The 15,896-nt window shown below is 44.4% G+C and carries 18 protein-coding genes; 4 read left to right on the forward strand and 14 right to left on the reverse strand.

The genetic code is table 11. From position 1 onward, the window contains the following. A partial coding sequence (locus FP827_08860; protein MBA3053173.1) for a response regulator occupies positions 1 to 336 on the reverse strand: 336 nt, incomplete at its 3' end. A 7-nt stretch (positions 337 to 343) separates the two neighbouring features. Beyond that, entirely contained in the window at positions 344 to 1,156 is an 813-nt protein-coding gene (locus FP827_08865; protein MBA3053174.1) for a GGDEF domain-containing protein, read from the reverse strand. Between the two features lie 90 nt (positions 1,157 to 1,246). Between FP827_08865 and FP827_08870 the strand changes: the two genes are divergently transcribed. From FP827_08870 to queF, 4 genes are read left to right on the forward strand one after another with little or no spacing between them, the layout of a single operon-like run. Further along, positions 1,247 to 2,203 carry an MBL fold metallo-hydrolase gene (locus FP827_08870; protein MBA3053175.1) on the forward strand — a complete coding sequence of 319 codons (957 nt, stop codon included), beginning with the start codon at positions 1,247 to 1,249 and terminating at the stop codon, positions 2,201 to 2,203. Next, positions 2,196 to 3,554, forward strand: a complete 1,359-nt coding sequence (locus FP827_08875; protein MBA3053176.1) for an 8-oxoguanine deaminase — start codon at positions 2,196 to 2,198, stop codon at positions 3,552 to 3,554. The genes FP827_08870 and FP827_08875 overlap by 8 nt, the downstream gene beginning before the upstream one ends. Continuing rightward, complete coding sequence (locus tag FP827_08880; protein ID MBA3053177.1) at positions 3,508 to 4,020, forward strand: flavodoxin family protein; 513 nt, start codon at positions 3,508 to 3,510, stop codon at positions 4,018 to 4,020. Before FP827_08875 ends, FP827_08880 begins: the two co-directional genes overlap by 47 nt. Continuing rightward, complete coding sequence (gene queF / locus FP827_08885; GenBank protein ID MBA3053178.1) at positions 4,007 to 4,402, forward strand: NADPH-dependent 7-cyano-7-deazaguanine reductase QueF; 396 nt, start codon at positions 4,007 to 4,009, stop codon at positions 4,400 to 4,402. The genes FP827_08880 and queF overlap by 14 nt, the downstream gene beginning before the upstream one ends. 50 nt (positions 4,403 to 4,452) lie before the next feature. Here the strand turns inward: queF and FP827_08890 are convergent, their stop codons facing one another. The 12 genes from FP827_08890 to FP827_08945 all read right to left on the reverse strand — a co-directional run. Further along, complete coding sequence (locus tag FP827_08890) at positions 4,453 to 5,277, reverse strand: Bro-N domain-containing protein (GenBank protein MBA3053179.1); 825 nt, start codon at positions 5,275 to 5,277, stop codon at positions 4,453 to 4,455. Positions 5,278 to 5,297: 20 nt separating this feature from the next. Further along, on the reverse strand, positions 5,298 to 5,546 hold the full coding sequence (locus tag FP827_08895) for a hypothetical protein (GenBank protein MBA3053180.1): 249 nt from the start codon (positions 5,544 to 5,546) through the stop codon (positions 5,298 to 5,300). Positions 5,547 to 5,789: 243 nt separating this feature from the next. Next, positions 5,790 to 6,287 (reverse strand): hypothetical protein, encoded by a 498-nt coding sequence (locus FP827_08900; GenBank protein MBA3053181.1) that lies wholly within the window; start codon positions 6,285 to 6,287, stop codon positions 5,790 to 5,792. Beyond that, on the reverse strand, positions 6,287 to 6,526 hold the full coding sequence (locus FP827_08905) for a hypothetical protein (protein MBA3053182.1): 240 nt from the start codon (positions 6,524 to 6,526) through the stop codon (positions 6,287 to 6,289). Before FP827_08905 ends, FP827_08900 begins: the two co-directional genes overlap by 1 nt. A gap of 294 nt (positions 6,527 to 6,820) precedes the next feature. Then, positions 6,821 to 7,159, reverse strand: coding sequence for a DUF1016 domain-containing protein (locus FP827_08910; protein MBA3053183.1), 339 nt, complete (start codon positions 7,157 to 7,159; stop codon positions 6,821 to 6,823). A 32-nt stretch (positions 7,160 to 7,191) separates the two neighbouring features. Next, positions 7,192 to 7,977 carry a hypothetical protein gene (locus tag FP827_08915; GenBank protein MBA3053184.1) on the reverse strand — a complete coding sequence of 262 codons (786 nt, stop codon included), beginning with the start codon at positions 7,975 to 7,977 and terminating at the stop codon, positions 7,192 to 7,194. Between the two features lie 20 nt (positions 7,978 to 7,997). Next, on the reverse strand, positions 7,998 to 8,327 hold the full coding sequence (locus tag FP827_08920; GenBank protein ID MBA3053185.1) for a hypothetical protein: 330 nt from the start codon (positions 8,325 to 8,327) through the stop codon (positions 7,998 to 8,000). Beyond that, positions 8,324 to 11,410 (reverse strand): N-6 DNA methylase, encoded by a 3,087-nt coding sequence (locus FP827_08925; protein MBA3053186.1) that lies wholly within the window; start codon positions 11,408 to 11,410, stop codon positions 8,324 to 8,326. Before FP827_08925 ends, FP827_08920 begins: the two co-directional genes overlap by 4 nt. A 153-nt stretch (positions 11,411 to 11,563) precedes the next feature. Beyond that, the gene (fdhD, locus tag FP827_08930) at positions 11,564 to 12,328 is read right to left on the reverse strand and encodes a formate dehydrogenase accessory sulfurtransferase FdhD (GenBank protein ID MBA3053187.1); all 765 of its coding nucleotides are present in this window, start codon (positions 12,326 to 12,328) and stop codon (positions 11,564 to 11,566) included. Further along, positions 12,318 to 12,911 carry a molybdenum cofactor guanylyltransferase gene (locus FP827_08935; protein MBA3053188.1) on the reverse strand — a complete coding sequence of 198 codons (594 nt, stop codon included), beginning with the start codon at positions 12,909 to 12,911 and terminating at the stop codon, positions 12,318 to 12,320. Before FP827_08935 ends, fdhD begins: the two co-directional genes overlap by 11 nt. 36 nt (positions 12,912 to 12,947) lie before the next feature. Beyond that, the gene (locus tag FP827_08940; protein ID MBA3053189.1) at positions 12,948 to 15,707 is read right to left on the reverse strand and encodes a formate dehydrogenase subunit alpha; all 2,760 of its coding nucleotides are present in this window, start codon (positions 15,705 to 15,707) and stop codon (positions 12,948 to 12,950) included. Continuing rightward, the coding region (locus tag FP827_08945; GenBank protein MBA3053190.1) for a 4Fe-4S dicluster domain-containing protein at positions 15,704 to 15,896 on the reverse strand (193 nt) is incomplete at its 5' end. The genes FP827_08945 and FP827_08940, both read right to left, overlap by 4 nt.

A 15,896-nucleotide genomic window follows, 5' to 3' on the forward strand; every position in this document is an offset into this window, starting at 1 on the left:
AAATTTGAACGGCTTGACCAGAAAAAAAGACCGGCCGGGAGGCGCATGTGTCTCAAAAACAGCGCGGTCGCTCATGAGCGCCGATTCGAATATAACGGGAATATTTTTAAACTCCTCGTCTTTTTTAAGTTCGCCGAGGGCGTGATACGCGTCGTTGCCCGGCATAATAACATCCGTTATTATAAGGTCAGGATGCACTTTGCGCGCGAAATCAACAAGCTCTCCGGCATCGGACGCCTCAATAATCTCAAAATTTCCGATTTCGTCAAGCATGGCTTTTATAACTTCCCTTATATACGGCTCATCTTCGGCAATAAGAATGATTTTCTTTGACATTTCGGAATCAGCCCTTTCTGCGGTTTTCTTTATTCTTATACAGGCGGCTGTCCGCGACGCTTAGCAGTTCTTTAAGAGAACCTCCGTCGGCGGGATAAACCGCAATCCCGAAACTCACGCCCAAAGAGCTTTCCGCTTTTTCAAGCGCCTGGGTGGAAGGGCGTATCTTGTCTGTGATTTTGCCGGCCAATTCCCGTGCCGCGTCCTTGTCCAGATGCGCCATAATAACAAACTCGTCGCCGCCGAAACGAAAAACTTTTTCCGAAAACTTCCTCATGACTCTGGCTATCTCATATAGTGCCGCGTCGCCGGCGAGATGGCCGAGCCTGTCATTGTACTTCTTAAATCCGTCCACATCAAAAAATATAATTGCAAGGTTCTTGTTATCCGCGCTCGCCTCATCACTTAAGCAGGTGAACCAGTAGTCCATTACATCTTTTCTGAGAACGCGCGTAAGCGAATCATAGGATGCCTCAAACCAGATTTTTTTCATCTTGTTGATTTCAACAAAATTAACTCTTTTCAGACGCTTGTCTATGTTGAGAAAATAATCCAGCGCCGCCACCCTGAATCCGACATTCCGGAAGAGCTTTTCGCTCATCAGGTATTTGTGCTCCAGAATCGAGCTCCAGAGCGTTCTGGCCTCTTCCTCTTCCGTACGAAGTCCTGTGAGATAATGTATTATATGCGAAAAAAATTTCTCTTCCTTCGCGATTGCGTCCAGCTCCGGCCCCAAAAGCTTTTTCGCGTCCGAGGCGTCGTCCGAAAGAATTTCCAGCGCCTCTTCCTCAAAACCTTTTATGTTTTCCTTTCCATCCATTTTTCAAAATTCTCCTTTTTTGAAATCCCCCTTTCGGGGTATTTGCTCCACTTATTGATTTTTCGCGCTAATGTTAATATAATTCGCTAAATGTATCAATACAGAAAATCCTTCGCCGTGCTTTTTGCCGCTCTTACAGTGTCGGCAAATCTTTTCGCTGCGTCGGCGTCCGCCGTCTCAAGCGCGAAAACTCCGCCGTTAAGCAAAAATATTCTTTCGGTCACTTTCATAGATGTGGGACAGGGGGACAGTATATTCATCCAAACGCCGGAAGGAAAAAACATTCTCATAGATGCCGGAAACGGCGCAACGGAATGGAGCAGTTTTGACGCGGGAGAAAGCATTGTCGTGCCATTTCTTAAAAAACAAGGTATAAAAAAATTAGACTATATGATAATGTCTCATCCGCACAACGACCACATAGGAGGCCTGCCGGCCGTGCTTAAAGCAATGCCCGTTGACACTTTTGTGGATCCCGGATTTCAATACAATTCGTGGGTTTATGAAAATCTGCTAAAACTCGTGGAAGAAAAAGGCTGCAAATATGTGGAAGCCCGCGCGGGAGATAAAATAACACTGGACAAATACTGTTCTTTCAAAGTGTTTAACCCGCCTCCTGACAAGTATTTCCGCGGCGGCTCCGAGCCGAATGAAAATTCGCTGGTGCTCAAGCTCGCCTACAAAGATATTTCTTTTCTCTTCACGGGCGACTGCGAAAAACAGGGGGAAAGATATATGGTGAAACGTTTCAAAAAAGACCTCTTGTGCACTGTGCTGAAAGTGGCGCATCACGGCTCCGTTTCGTCAAGCACGCAGGAATTCATGGACTGGGCGCAGCCGCTGTTTGCCGTAATATGTGTCGGGGCGAGAAACCGTTTCGGCCATCCGAAAAAAGCCACGCTAAAGCGCCTCACTGATTACGGATGCAAGATATTCAGAACCGACCAGGACGGCAGCGTTCGCATAACGACCGACGGCAAACGCTACAAGACTGAACTTTTAAAAAAGCCGGATAGTAATGCTGTTACGGATGAAGGCTATGAGTAAAATAATTATAAAAAATATCTCCGTCGTCTCGCGCATGGACGATTCCATGGGGGAACTTGAAGATTGCGACATACTCATTGACGGCAGACAGATTCAAAGTATAGGAAAAAACCTGCTCGCGGAAAACGCTGCCGTAATTGACGGCAGAAATAAAATAGCTCTTCCCGGATTTATAAATACCCATCATCATTTTTACCAGACCATGACACGGGTGCTCCCGAAAGTGAACGACGCGAAACTTTTTGACTGGCTGATATATCTTTACAGAATATGGGAACATATCACGCCCGAATGGGTGGAGATATCAACGAAACTTGCCTGCGGCGAGCTTCTTCTTTCCGGATGCACAACATCTCTTGACCATTATTATGTTTTCCCTAAAACCGCGGAAAATCTCATAGATATAGAAATAGATACCGCCAGGAAAATAGGCCTGAGATTTCATCCGACGCGAGGCTCCATGTCCCTGGGACAATCCGAAGGCGGGCTGCCGCCGGATTCTGTCGTGCAGAATGACGAAGAAATACTCCGTGACACGGAGCGGCTCATAAAAAAATATCACGATTATAATAACCTGGCAATGACGCGCATTGTAAACGCGCCCTGCTCGCCTTTCTCCGTGTCAACCGCGCTTATGAAGGAAAGCATAAAGTTCGCCAGAAAAAACAAAATATTTTCCCACACGCATCTTGCGGAAACTTTTGATGAGGAAAATTTCTGCCTGGAAAAATTCGGGAAAACTCCCGTGCGTTATATGGAAGCAACCGGGTGGCTGGGCGAAGATGTCAGTTTCGCGCACTGCGTTCACATAAGCGGCGACGACATAAAACTCATAGCCGAAAGCCGCTCATGCGTGGCGCACTGCCCGTCGTCAAATATGCGGCTCGGCAGCGGCATTGCCCCCGTACGCAAACTTCTGGATAGCGGAGTACCCGTTTCAATCGGCGTTGACGGGTCCGCCTCAAATGATTCTTCCAATATGCTGCTTGAGTTAAGAAACGCCATGCTTGTTTCCCGCGTAAAAGCGGGCGTCACGTCCATGAGCGCCAGAAATGTTATTTATATGGCCACGCGCGGAGGCGCTAAAACGCTCGGAAGAAAAGACATAGGCGAAATTTCCGAAGGCTTCGCGGCGGACATCGCTTTGTTTGACAGAAGAGACATATCTTTCGGCGGCACGGGCGATCCCGTGGCGGCTCTAATTTTCTGCGGCAGGGATTTCACGGCAAGCGATGTAATATGCAACGGCGAAATATTGGTAAAAAATAAAAAACTGCTCGCTTTTGACGAGAAAGGAATATTTGATGAAGCTGAAAGAATTTTTAAAAGAGATATCGTCCCGCATCTCTAAAAAAAACGCGCTCGCGGTAAACGCAAGCCCCCGAAAAAACGGGAACTGCCGCAAACTTGTTTCTCTGATAAACGCGGCGAATCCTGAAAGTTCCGCACTACAGCTTAATGCCTTCCGTGTTCTTCCATGTAAAGGATGCCTCAAATGCATATCCGGAGCCTGCTCTCTAAACGATGATTTCACTAAATTAATAACTCAGCTCAAAGAAAAAGAGGCCGTGATAATAATAAGCCCCGTGTTTTTCAGCGGCATCCCCGCGCAGTTAAAAGCGGCCATTGACCGCTGCCAATTTTACTGGAGCAACAAGATCAAGCCAATGAAAAACTGCGAAGGTTATTTTGTCCTCACGGGAGAAAGGTCGGAAAAAGACCTCCCCTGCTGCGAAAAACCCGTAAAGGCTTTTTTCAAAACCATAGGCATAAAACACGTAAAAAGTTATTATATCCCGAAAAATGAAATCAGCTGAATTAAAAAAAACTTACGGGAACTGCGCAGCCAGCGGCATTAACGCGAAGCTGCCGCCGTTGGATGTGTGGAAAAACAGCTACAAAAAATACGAGATTGTCATAGAGTACCCCGAGTTCAACACCATATGCCCGCTCGCGGGGCTTCCCGATATGGGGACACTGACAATAAAATATGTTCCCGGAAAATACTGCGTGGAAATGAAATCGCTGAAACTTTACCTTGTAGCTTACCGCAACATAGGTATCTTTCAGGAAAACGCGGTAAACAAAGTGCTTGCGGATTTCATTAAATATGTAAAGCCCGTCCGCGCCGAAGTCACCGGCGTATTCAATCCCCGCGGGGGCATGTCCTCTAAAATTTCAGCCAAGTACCCCAAATAAACAATTCTTTCCCCTGTCATTTCGGCTATCTGTCCATTCTTTCTCGTGCATCAGTCCAGCTTCTTTTTTGATTCCGCGGATTTTAAATAATTGCGCATGGATACAACAGGCCTTTTTAGCCGTTTTTCCAAAGCTACCCGGGCGTCGCCGGATATCTTCCCGCCTGCGCGAGCATCGGTTTTCAGTTTCTGAAATCCCCTTGAATTTTCATTCTGGTGAATTTCAGTCGTAGCCCGTTCCCCCAGCATTGTAAATATAAGCTCAAGGTCATCCATGTGGTCCCGCAAATTTTCTCGTTTCAGTTTTTTGAGTTTTTTGTAGCTGGAAGGGGTGATTCCGAATGTAGCTTTTGATATTTCGGAGGTCAAAATTTCATACTCCCTATCCTTCTTCGCTCCCCGTTTTTTCCATTCATCCGTCAGCTCTTCACGGATGGCGATACCGCGCATCCGCTTTTCAATCCAATCTTCACTGTAACCTTTGAGCTTATACAGCATTCGGGTTCTTTTTGTGGCCAATTCCGGATTTTCTATTTCCTGAATCCGATCATATCCCACTTTCGCCAGCCATCTTTTAAAAGGTTCCGCTTTGGTCGACGGGATAGACTGTATTATGCGGAAAATACCTTCGGTATTGGCGCAATTAAGTTTCTGAGAGCCGCCTGCTGTCTTAATTAAAAGGGGGGTGGCAATTTGCCCCCACCCTTTATTAAGTTCACTATCCCGTCGGCGCATGTCCTTGATATATCCACCTGCCTGTACCGAATCAGTGAGAACTTCGATAACATCGGCAATAACAAACCACCATTCTTTATTATGAATGGTTTTTCTGACTTCTTTGCCCTTGAATATAGCTATATGTGTTTCCGCGTTCATATGTTAAACCTCCTCTCTAATCAAACGCCACATCGCCGCTTGATAACTGAATAAGTGAAAGCCCTGCCCCATTTCCCCAAAAGGGGTCCGTCCCCTTTTTCATAACTTGAGGTCGCATTATTTAAAAAGTTTGCGGAGAATCCGCCCGTTCCCTTGCCTGCGGCGCGGCGGATGATCCTTTTACCGACCTTACCTTTCTGAACCGCATTTATATCGCCCAGCAGTTTAGCCAGCCAGTAAAGAAATCCCCGCGTTTTATTTATACTCACTTTTCATGTCTCCATCCTAAAAGTAGAAACCCAGCCCGCCGTCAGGCAAGCGTCCGCCGGCACCCATATAACTGAATAACTGAAAGCCCGTCACCGTTTACATCACCGTTTACACCGTTTACAATTAATCGCCAACCCTATTGAAGAACATAATGCAGCGATCTTCCTCTGCCGCTCATCCAGGGGGATCTGCCCCTTTTTTTGCTTTCTTTGATTTGACTGAACTGTAATCTTTATCGCAAACTATCGTTTATATCTTGCATTGATACATTCACTTTTTTCAAGCAAATCAACTGGATTTTTATGGGGTGGCAAACAATATGAAAAAAGAGTCTTTCCATTTGCATTTGAAATTGCAAAATCACCGACTTGTATAATATCCATACCAATGAGAACATCTATCTCATCCAATAATTTACCCTCAGACACTCTAATATTAGGGATACATACCCTGTTTGGTAAAAGAATATCTACAATAAAAGTGTTAACCTGTGACTTGCCATGCACACCATGAGTTTCAGCCATCCCTGTAGGCGACAAAGACACTTCCTTGGCAACTTTATCGGTAATAACTGTGTTTGTTGCTCCGGTATCCCATATTGCTTTGAAAGAAAAAAAATGTTTCTGTTTGGAAGAATCTATCGCTAATGGAATAGCAATTTTACAGTCTGTGACTAAAACCCGGGTAATACCGGGATACTGAATCTTAAATGCATGGTGAAATTTTCTCCCATTGTTCATTATCGAAAACAAACATTAGCAGAAAAAAATCTTTGTGTTAATTCATCTTGATTCTCAGATATTTTTTGTATTAAGAAAGTACCCGCCGAGTATTTTTGGGAAGATTCTTTAAGCGCGTTTTCTATAGTAGCATAACTGCCAACCACCTTTTTCCCTACAATAACAATAAATTTATTTGCATACTTCCTAAGTAGAGTTTTTTTATTTTTTTTAAAGTAGTTATATTCTTTTTCTAACATATTTACCTCCCATAACTCAATATCCTACGTCATTATGCGAATTTTAGAAGTTAATGTCAACGCACAAAGCTATCCCGTCCTGTAAACCGAGCGAAATTGGAACACGCTCCTTGAGGACGCATTTTGCGACCTCAAGATTGCACTCCATAAAGCTCCGCCAGATCTCTATCCAGCATTACATTCAGCCCTCTAATCCGAAATATCTTTTTTTCTATAATTTCCCGCGTCACAACATTTGTCATCCGCATAGCCCCCGGTTTTCTCGCCTCATATTTTCATCGCGACCTCAAAGTATCAGAACCGTCCCCAATACCCCCATGGAATTTTTGCAACAGGCTGTTGCAAAATTGCAGGGTTCCCGTATTCCTTTGCAAAACGAATCATATATCCTATATTTCTTTCGGAAAACCCCTTCACTTCGGACAATTCGTTCCTGATGTCTTTTGACAATTTAGGGATAACGCCGGCGCCCCATCCTTCTTCCTTTTGCCTTTTCTCTATCAATCGCCCAATATCCCAGTAAAGATAAATTAATTCCGCATTTACATATGAAACAGCCCGCAATTGAGAATTTTGAATTCTACTTTTAACCTGCGTCAATAAATCAAGATAGTTGTTCTTTTTTATTTGCATATTATTTCTCCGTCAAGCCCCTTATATAAATGTTAAATAGCAGCGTCCCCATTTCCCTCACCATTATCTGACTCAAATCTTATACCGTGGGGTTCTAATAACTTAATATAAAATTCAATAACAGAATCCAAGACTTCTGAAAATTGAAACATGGCAGGCTTGATGAAATTTATCAAATCATCAACAGAATATTCTGGTTTATCTCCGGAGCCCCCAAATAATACCATACTCTTTCCTGTCTTTGATTTTTCCCATCTATTTTTACGCTTGTAAACAATTCCTAATTCTTTTATTAGCGGCGGTTGATCGTGCACCCAGTCGTTTCTATACTCAATCGTCTTACTCCATTCTGTAGAATTAACAAGTGTAGATATTGCTTTTGTTATAGTGTGTGTTGCTTTCTCTTTCAAAAGAAAATGTCCAACCGTTGATTGTTGGCTTGTTGTCTTTTTCCTATAGGGTTTAAGTTCAGAATCATTAATTTCTAACATCATAATTATACCATTGGCAAGATGTTCTCCGGCTGAGTAAAGGCGCAGGGCAGCATCATCAGAATAAAATCGAGTAAAATAAGCTGCTGCTATTTTGTTAGGTGGCTTTTTCTTTTCTAAATACCAGCGCTTATGTGCAAATACTTCGTGTAAAGCATAATTAGTTTCACCCAATGTCTTTACGGCATCTTGTAAACAAACAGATGCAATAGGAATATTACTTTTCGAAGAAAAACCCGATGAAATAAAATCTGGGGAAAAACTCCTTGCAATGTCTTGCAAATCACTTGGTTGAAGTACCTCTTTTGATATTTTTTCTAATTCCAAAGCAGAAAGCAAGCCCCTACTCATAATGTTTTAGCAATATAGTCTTTTTTCTCTTTCCAAATGCGTTTTTGTATTTGCTTTTGAAAACACTTATCGCATACATTAATCTGCTTTCCATCCACTGTGTTTACAACTTTTGATGTTTCCGCAGAACATATTGAGCAACTATTAGTGATGGGACATCCTGTATAAATAACCACCAGTGGTTTATTTAGTTTCAATTTACAAATAGCAGATACTATCCAAGTATATGCATTTTTACAAAATTGTCGTCCATCTGCGGATAAAGAAATAGCTACAACAATTGCCAGAACTGCCACAAATAGCGTCGCTATTCCTATTATCATCATTTATTGACTTCCTCTATAATTTTGATTTCGACGGGGGTGAGGTCGTAGAGGTCGTAAACCAACTGGTCGATTTGGTGGTCGGTGGCGTCAATTTGTCGCTGGATTACAGTTTTATCGGGAGAAGTTTTTGTTTCTGCCAACTGCTTATGTAGTTCAAGCATATGTGTAACTAACTCTACAATTTTATTATGTCGAGCTACATCTAATGAGTTATTAAAGTCTATAACGCGGATAGGGAACTTAGATATATAATTCGGTGTCAACCTAAAAGCATTTCCTTGTAATGCCGTACTTGTATGTGTAATAAAAAACCAAAATATTTTTGAATTAAAAACACCTAGAAAATAAAGTTCATTATGTTCTCTGACTTTACTGTTAAAAATAATGCTGTGTATTGCGGGCCCATGAAAAAATGCCCCCTGCAAATCAATGTTAATTCTATTTTTTACCAGAATATCTGGTACTAAAATTCTTGGATTACTGTATTCATTTAAGCTCCTTGCAGCGGAATATTTGTAAAAATCGCTTGAAGAAGTGATAATTTTTCGTTTAATTAAAATATCTTTAACAGCCAATAGATATTCATATGCTAATGGATATAATTCTTGTAATTGCTTAGGGGGGATTAACTGATATTTATCATCAACCAATTGATATGGCAAAAGCAAAACCCAGTTACTGCGCAAAACATCATATCGTTTAATATCTGACCCGAACAGAAAAGGTTTCACTGCTTTTAATTCTAATGTAATTTCCCTCCCCAGTATTTGAGAAAAACATTTTATAACGTTACCCGTCTCTGTAACTTTCAGTAGATATATTTTATCATTACCGGTTGAAGACCCTTTGAATATTTTCAATGTTATATCCTTTAATTTCATAGGAACTTTACTAATCCTTTTTAAAACACTATGAACTTCCGGTGAATAGAAATTCCAAACATCCGGGATAAGGGCATCGCTGCTTACTGATAAAAATTTATTCCTATCAAATAGTCGCTGTTTAATATTACTGCCTAACTCATATGTAATGTTTCGGAAAGAATTATTGGGACAGTTTTCAAGAAATAATAAACAAGTATATGTTGTTGCCTTTTCAAATATTTGATTTGTGGAAAAATTTACTATTTCATAAATAGCTTTACGGTCACTAATGAATTTCCTGATTTTTTGCCCATAGTCTGCTTGAAAACATTTATGTGGCAATATCATGCCGTACAACCCTTGTTTCCTAAGCAGCATAAAACCTTTCTCGATAAATACTATGTAAATATCATAATTTCCTTGGCCTGCACTTATGAATTTTTGACGATAATACTCCAATTCAGGAACTTGCATAGTTTGAAGTCGTATGTACGGGGGATTGCCGATGACGGCGTCAAAGCCGGGGTTTGGGCCGGTGAGGATTTCGGGGAATTCCGCTTTCCAGTCAAAGACATTTATGCGGTAGCGTTCTTTCTCGTCGAGTAAATCCATCTGCTGATTCTCGTAGAAGTCGGGGCCAATCAGAGAGTTGCCGCACTTAATGTTGCTGCCGAGGTCGGGGAGGATTCTTTCGTGAAAGAGGTGCATCTGCGATTCGCCCTCTAAAACTTTCAGGAGCAGAGAGAGCTTCGTCACCTCAACCGCCTGGTCGTCAATATCAACGCCGTAGATGTTGTTGAGGAGGATTCTCTTTTTCTCGTAAAGGGTGAGACGCCAGTCGCCGCCCGCGCCCTGATAAATTGCGGAATGAGGTTTTTTAGACTTCGCTCCTCCCTTCGGCGGAACAGTTATGTGGGGGATTTTCTTTGTTTTCTTCAGGACATCCTGATACTGCTGAAGATGCCAGTTTAACAGATACTGATACGCTCCTATGAGAAATGAGCCGGAGCCGCAGGCGGGGTCAAGGATTTTAAGCTTTGACGCCTGAGCGGGCGTCTTATCCTCAAGGAGTTTGCCGACGGTATTTTTTACGATGTAATCAACGATGTATGTGGGCGTGTAATAAACGCCTCCGGCTTTCCTGACTTCCGGTTTTTCTTCTATGACTGCGCGGTGCGAATCGGTCAGGCGTATTACTTTGCCGAGGAACTGCTCATAAACATGGCCGAGAATGTCGGCGGGTAAAACCGAAAATTCGTAGGGGCTGTCGGGATAATAAAGATTTTTTAAGATTGATTTGAGCGGCGCGTCGTCCAGTTTTATTGTGAGGGTGAGCTCGTCAGGATGAGTTGAAATATCTTTCTCTTTCTTGAAATGAAAAATGCCGGAGTTGTATCTTTCGTCGGCCTTCAAAAACAATTCGCATAACTTTTCATACACATTGTTTTTGTCGCCTATTTCCCGGAGAGCTCCCGCGGATTCCAGCCCCCTGTCCTCGCTTATCCGCAGAAAGATTATCCTGTCTATTATCTTCTGCACGGAGAAATTGACCGCCCTCTGGCTGAGAGAGGGATTACGGATAGCGATGTTCTTGGCAAGGTTCTCCCGCCATGACTCTATCTCTTTGAGAAAAGCGGAATCCACCTCGGCGGTGCCGCTCTTTTTCTTTCCCGATTCAATATATTTGTCAAAAGAACCTTTGAGGATAGCGTCACGGGAAAAAATAGAAGATATTTCCTCCCATTTGGCGGCGTAATCTTTGTAATTGAAATAAAGGATCCGCGCTGTTGAGGCTTTATCCGTTTTTACGGGTTTAAACCGGCAGTCATAGACGGCGAATTCCTCAAAGTCGGTGAGAATTGAAAGAGGGAGTTTTGCCGACCAGGCGTATCTCCTTAATTGATAGGATGGATTGATGTCGTCTTTGATATTGACCGACGGCTTTTTTGCTTCAAGAAAGAATTTTCTCGTGCCGCCTATACGGAAGCAGTAATCCGGCGCTTTTGTCGTTCCCCCGATTTTTATGGCGTCTTCGTGAATGACATCTTTGTAGGCTTCCGCCCAGCCCTGAACATTATCAACATCCCAGCCGAGGGCTTTGAAAAAAGGGTTTATGAATTCCTGTCTTACCTGAGTTTCGTTGTATTTGGCGGATTTGTAAGCGTCTATATTGTCTTCAAAACGCTCAATCAGTTTGATAATTTCTTCAGGAGCTTTCATACAGTTTGATTATAAAATATTCCGCTCAATTTAGCCAATGACAAGAAAAGATAAAAAAAGGGGAGACAGGTCAAGGTCAAGAGTTATTTTTCAAGGAAAAATGCCCCTTTCTCTTTTTTTAACACCGTTAGACGAGGCTGCAGTATGAACATTTCATATTATCCTTTCCTCCGCGGAGTAAACGTTCATTCTCCCGCCGCGGACAAATCCCGCGAGAGTCAAATCCCACTCTCTTGCAAGCTTCACCGCCTGGTCAGTCGGCGCTCCTCTTGAAACGATAACAGAGACGCCCGTTCTCCTTATTTTAAACATTATCTCGCTGGACAATCTCCCTGAAGTGAGCATGATCATATTCTCAAAATCCAGGTTCTTTATCAGAGCTTCGCCTATTATCTTATCAAGCGCGTTATGACGGCCGATGTCTTCTTTGAAAACGGCGATTCCCTTCCCTGGGCTGAAACCCGCGCTGTGGACCCCTCCTGTTTTTTTGAATACGGCAGATTTTTTTTCAAACAGTTTCATCAGACTCATTATCTTTACGGCGGAGATATAAAAATCCTTCTTTAATTTTTTGCGCGGGATTTTATCCAGCATATTGTAAAATATAATCCCCCTGCCGCAGCCGGATGAATAGATCCTTTTAAACAACATATCTCCGCCGGCAATTTTCTTTTTCAGTTTGACATATGCCGTGCTGTTGTTCCCGTCAATTACAATTTTTCCGATATCCCCGACAGCTCTTATTATGCCGGATGAATAAAGGAATCCGATACTCAACTCCTTAATATCAGACGGGCTGCACAGGAGCGTGACAAGCTCACTGCCGTCAAGGTCGATCGTCAGAGGCTGTTCGTCAGCGACAATGTCCTTGATTTTTGTCCTGCCCGTTCCGGTTATTCTCAGTATTTCAGTTTCCATTGGCTGAAAGCTTCTGCAGGTCTTCAGGAGAGTTGATATTGCTAAAACATTTCATTTCTTCTCTCTCAACCGCCGCGTATCCACATTTACAGTTCTCTATAAGACGCCTCACCGAAAAATCCTCGCCGCCCAGCATTTCTCCCGCTTTTCCAAGGATCCTCTTTGAATACACTCCGCCGAGAGGTTCGATTCCGCGTGCGCCCCGTGGTATTACACAGTCATAATCACCGTCGGCCGCAGCGCTGATAATTTTTTTGATGACGCCGGCGTTCAGAAAAGGCATATCGCAGGCGGTGATAAATACCGCGTTTTTTGACGTATGACTCAATGCGCTGTGTATTCCTCCGAGCGGCCCTTTTCCCTTTATAACGTCGGTGATAATCACACACTCCTTCGCGTATTCCTTAAACTGTTCCGGCGTATTGGTTACAATTATTATCTCGTCAAAAAGTTCCTTCAGCACAGCTATAACGCGCCTGATAAGGGGAACCCCGTGCATATCGATAAACGCCTTGTCGAAGCCGTTCATCCTTGAGTTTTTCCCGCCGGCCAGTATTGCGCATGAGATATTGATATTTTTCATTTGCCGCCAGGAATAAAACACTCAGACATCTTGTGATCAGTGCCCTGTTTCTGATTTATCTTTTCCACTTTCCGCCTTTATTTTCTCTATTTTTACCGCGCAGACCTTATATTCCGGTATCTTTGATACGGGATCGAGAGCGGCGTTCGTCAGGACATTGGCGGCCGCCTCGCGGAAATGGAACGGAATGAATATGATTCCTTGTTTTGGCTGCGGGGAAACGCGGGCTCTCAATTTAATACTTCCTCTCCTTGAGGATACCCTGACCATATCCCCGGCCGTCAGTTTTAATTTTGCCGCGTCGTCAGGATGGATCTCGGCGTAATTTTCGGGCACAAACTTATCAAGGGCCTTCACTCTTCTCGTTTCGTTACCCGAATGGAAATGGTACAGGATTCTCCCCGTTGTGAGGATAAACGGGTATTTTTTGTCAGGAAGTTCCTTCGGCGGCATGAATTCCACTGCCGATAGAAGGCCTCGGCCATCCGGCCTTTTGAAGACCGCGTCTTTGTATAAGAATATTGTACCCTTGCTTTCCGCGTCAGGGCACGGCCACTGAAGAGAACCTTCGCTAAGTCTTGAATGCGTGATCCCGCCGTATGAAGGAGTAAGACTTGCTATCTCGTCGGTAATCTCTGATGTTTTTTTGTATTCCATGCCGTAACCCATGGCGGACGAGACTCGGCACACGATTTCCCAGTCGTATTTTGCTCCCTGCGGCGGGCTTTTCGCGGGGTTTAAAAGCTGGACGGTTCTGTCCGTGTTCGTAAATGTGCCGTCTTTCTCGTAAGCTGAGGCGGCCGGGAAAACAACGTCCGCGAGTTCCGCCGTCTCAGACATGAATATGGTCTGGATTGCCAGGAATTCAAGATTCTCAAAACCTTTTCTTGTATGGTTCAGGTCAGCTTCCGTCATCATCGGGTTTTCGCCCATTATATAGACCGCCTTAATGTTGCCCTTGAGAGATTCTTCCGCAAACTCCGATACAGGTATTCCGGGATCGGCTGATATTTCAGCGTTCCATGCCTTAGCGAATTTTTCCCTGACTTCCGGGTCCGCGACTTTCTGGTATCCGGGAAAGACATTGGGCAGGGCTCCCAGGTCGCAGGCTCCCTGCACATTTGCCTGACCCCGGAGAGGCATCACTCCCGCGCCGCGGCGGCCGATATTCCCTGTTATCATCGCAAGGTTCGCCACTGACAGGACATTGTCAACTCCGGTGCTGTGCTGGGTTATGCCCATGGTGAAAAATATCATCATGTTCTTTGCCCCGGCTATGATATCCGCCGCTTCCTCAATCTTCGCTCCATCAACTCCGGTGGTCTTACTGACGCTGTTAAGGTCATACTTCAGCACGGTTTCCCTGAGAGATTCAAAACCTTCGCAGTGCTTATCAATGAATTCCCTTTTTTCCTTCCCTTTATCAATTATGATTTTCATTATAGCGTTCAGCAGAGCGACATCGGTTCCGGGATAATGCTGTATATACAGATCCGCTGTCTTCGCCATTCCGACGAACCTGGGGTCGCAGACGATTATTTTCGGGCTTTTTTCCCTGTGATGTTTTTTGACGATCTGGGCGATCACCGGATGCGTCTCCGCCATATTGGAACCTATTATTAAAATAACGTCGGAATCACAAATATCCTGTATTGAATTAGTCGCCGCTCCCGCGCCGAAGGCTTTTCCCAGCCCCGCGACCGTTGACGAATGGCACAGGCGGGCGCAGTTGTCCACGCTGTTTGTTCCAATAGCGGCGCGGGCGAATTTCTGCACGATATAGTTATCTTCGTTGGTGCACCTTGAAGAGCCGAGGACGCCTATCGCCTTTGAACCGTATTTTTCCTTTATCTCCCGCAGTTTCAGGGCGGTATGATCCACTGCCTCTTTCCATGACGCTTCGCGGAATTTGCCGTTCTCCCTGATGAGTGGCGTTTTCAGCCTATCTCCGCTGTTGGCATAAGTGTGTCCGAACCTGCCCTTCACGCAGAGACGCCCGTCATTTATCTTTTTATTTTCATTACCTTTAGCCATTACCAGATTACCGTTCTTATCCCTGAAAATCCGGAGGTTGCATCCCACGCCGCAGTAAGCGCATACCGTATCCACGGCGGTCAGGTCCTTCAGTTTTCCCTTTCCTATCCTCGGCTTCTCTATAAGCGCGCCGACGGGACAGGCCTGGACGCACTCGGCGCAGAACTGGCAGTCCGTTTGTTCAAGACTCATATCAAAAGGAGTCGACACTTTTCCGCCATGCCCCCTCATAGCAAAACCTATGACGTCGTTGACCGCCCGGTTAGAACACGCGTTCACACACCTGCCGCACAGAATACACTTTGCGGGATTGAATTGGATAAAAGGATTCGTATCCCATGAAGTCGTTTGTTTTACGCACAGCATTTTACCTGGATCGGAGAACCGGCTGGCAGATATGCCGAAACTGTAAGCAAGATCCTGTAACTGGCAGCCTCCGTCACTGTCGCAGGTCATACAGCCGGGAGGATGGCCGGCAAGAATGAGCTCAAGATTAATTCTTCTCGCATTCAAAACACGCGGAGTGTCTGTAAATATTTCCATGCCTTCCGAAACAGCCGTAACACAGGACCTCAGCAATGTCTTTGCCCCTGTCACCTCCACGACACAAAGGGAACATGACGCCTCTTCCGATATGCCTTCAAGATAGCACAGCGCCGGGATGTCAATTCCCGCCTCCCGGCAGACGGCAATGATCTTCTCCCCTTCAGGCGCGCTGTACTGCCTGCCGTTTATTGTTATGCTCACGAATTTCGCCTTCATATTTTCTTTACCGCACCGAATTTGCACACTTCAAGGCATATACCGCATTTGACGCATTTTTCCTGAATGATATTATGAGCTTTCTTTTTCCCGCCTGTAATTGCATTCTGCGGGCAGTTCCTGGCGCAGACCGTGCAGCCAATGCACTTTTTTTCCAGTATTTCATATCTAATCAGCTCGGGACAGACT

Source organism: Candidatus Omnitrophota bacterium (assembly GCA_013791745.1).
In the GTDB taxonomy this organism is placed as follows: Bacteria; CG03; CG03; order CG03; family CG03; genus CG03.

Excerpts from the sequence above, each read along its gene's own strand:
- FP827_08865 (MBA3053174.1), bottom strand. The coding sequence starts at position 1,156 with ATGGATGGAAAGGAAAACATAAAAGGTTTTGAGGAAGAGGCGCTGGAA.
- FP827_08870 (MBA3053175.1), top strand. The coding sequence starts at position 1,247 with ATGTATCAATACAGAAAATCCTTCGCCGTGCTTTTTGCCGCTCTTACA.
- FP827_08875 (MBA3053176.1), top strand. The coding sequence starts at position 2,196 with ATGAGTAAAATAATTATAAAAAATATCTCCGTCGTCTCGCGCATGGAC.
- FP827_08880 (MBA3053177.1), top strand. The coding sequence starts at position 3,508 with ATGAAGCTGAAAGAATTTTTAAAAGAGATATCGTCCCGCATCTCTAAA.
- queF (MBA3053178.1), top strand. The coding sequence starts at position 4,007 with ATGAAATCAGCTGAATTAAAAAAAACTTACGGGAACTGCGCAGCCAGC.
- FP827_08890 (MBA3053179.1), bottom strand. The coding sequence starts at position 5,277 with ATGAACGCGGAAACACATATAGCTATATTCAAGGGCAAAGAAGTCAGA.
- FP827_08900 (MBA3053181.1), bottom strand. The coding sequence starts at position 6,287 with ATGAACAATGGGAGAAAATTTCACCATGCATTTAAGATTCAGTATCCC.
- FP827_08905 (MBA3053182.1), bottom strand. The coding sequence starts at position 6,526 with ATGTTAGAAAAAGAATATAACTACTTTAAAAAAAATAAAAAAACTCTA.
- FP827_08910 (MBA3053183.1), bottom strand. The coding sequence starts at position 7,159 with ATGCAAATAAAAAAGAACAACTATCTTGATTTATTGACGCAGGTTAAA.
- FP827_08920 (MBA3053185.1), bottom strand. The coding sequence starts at position 8,327 with ATGATGATAATAGGAATAGCGACGCTATTTGTGGCAGTTCTGGCAATT.
- FP827_08925 (MBA3053186.1), bottom strand. The coding sequence starts at position 11,410 with ATGAAAGCTCCTGAAGAAATTATCAAACTGATTGAGCGTTTTGAAGAC.
- fdhD (MBA3053187.1), bottom strand. The coding sequence starts at position 12,328 with ATGGAAACTGAAATACTGAGAATAACCGGAACGGGCAGGACAAAAATC.
- FP827_08935 (MBA3053188.1), bottom strand. The coding sequence starts at position 12,911 with ATGAAAAATATCAATATCTCATGCGCAATACTGGCCGGCGGGAAAAAC.
- FP827_08940 (MBA3053189.1), bottom strand. The coding sequence starts at position 15,707 with ATGAAGGCGAAATTCGTGAGCATAACAATAAACGGCAGGCAGTACAGC.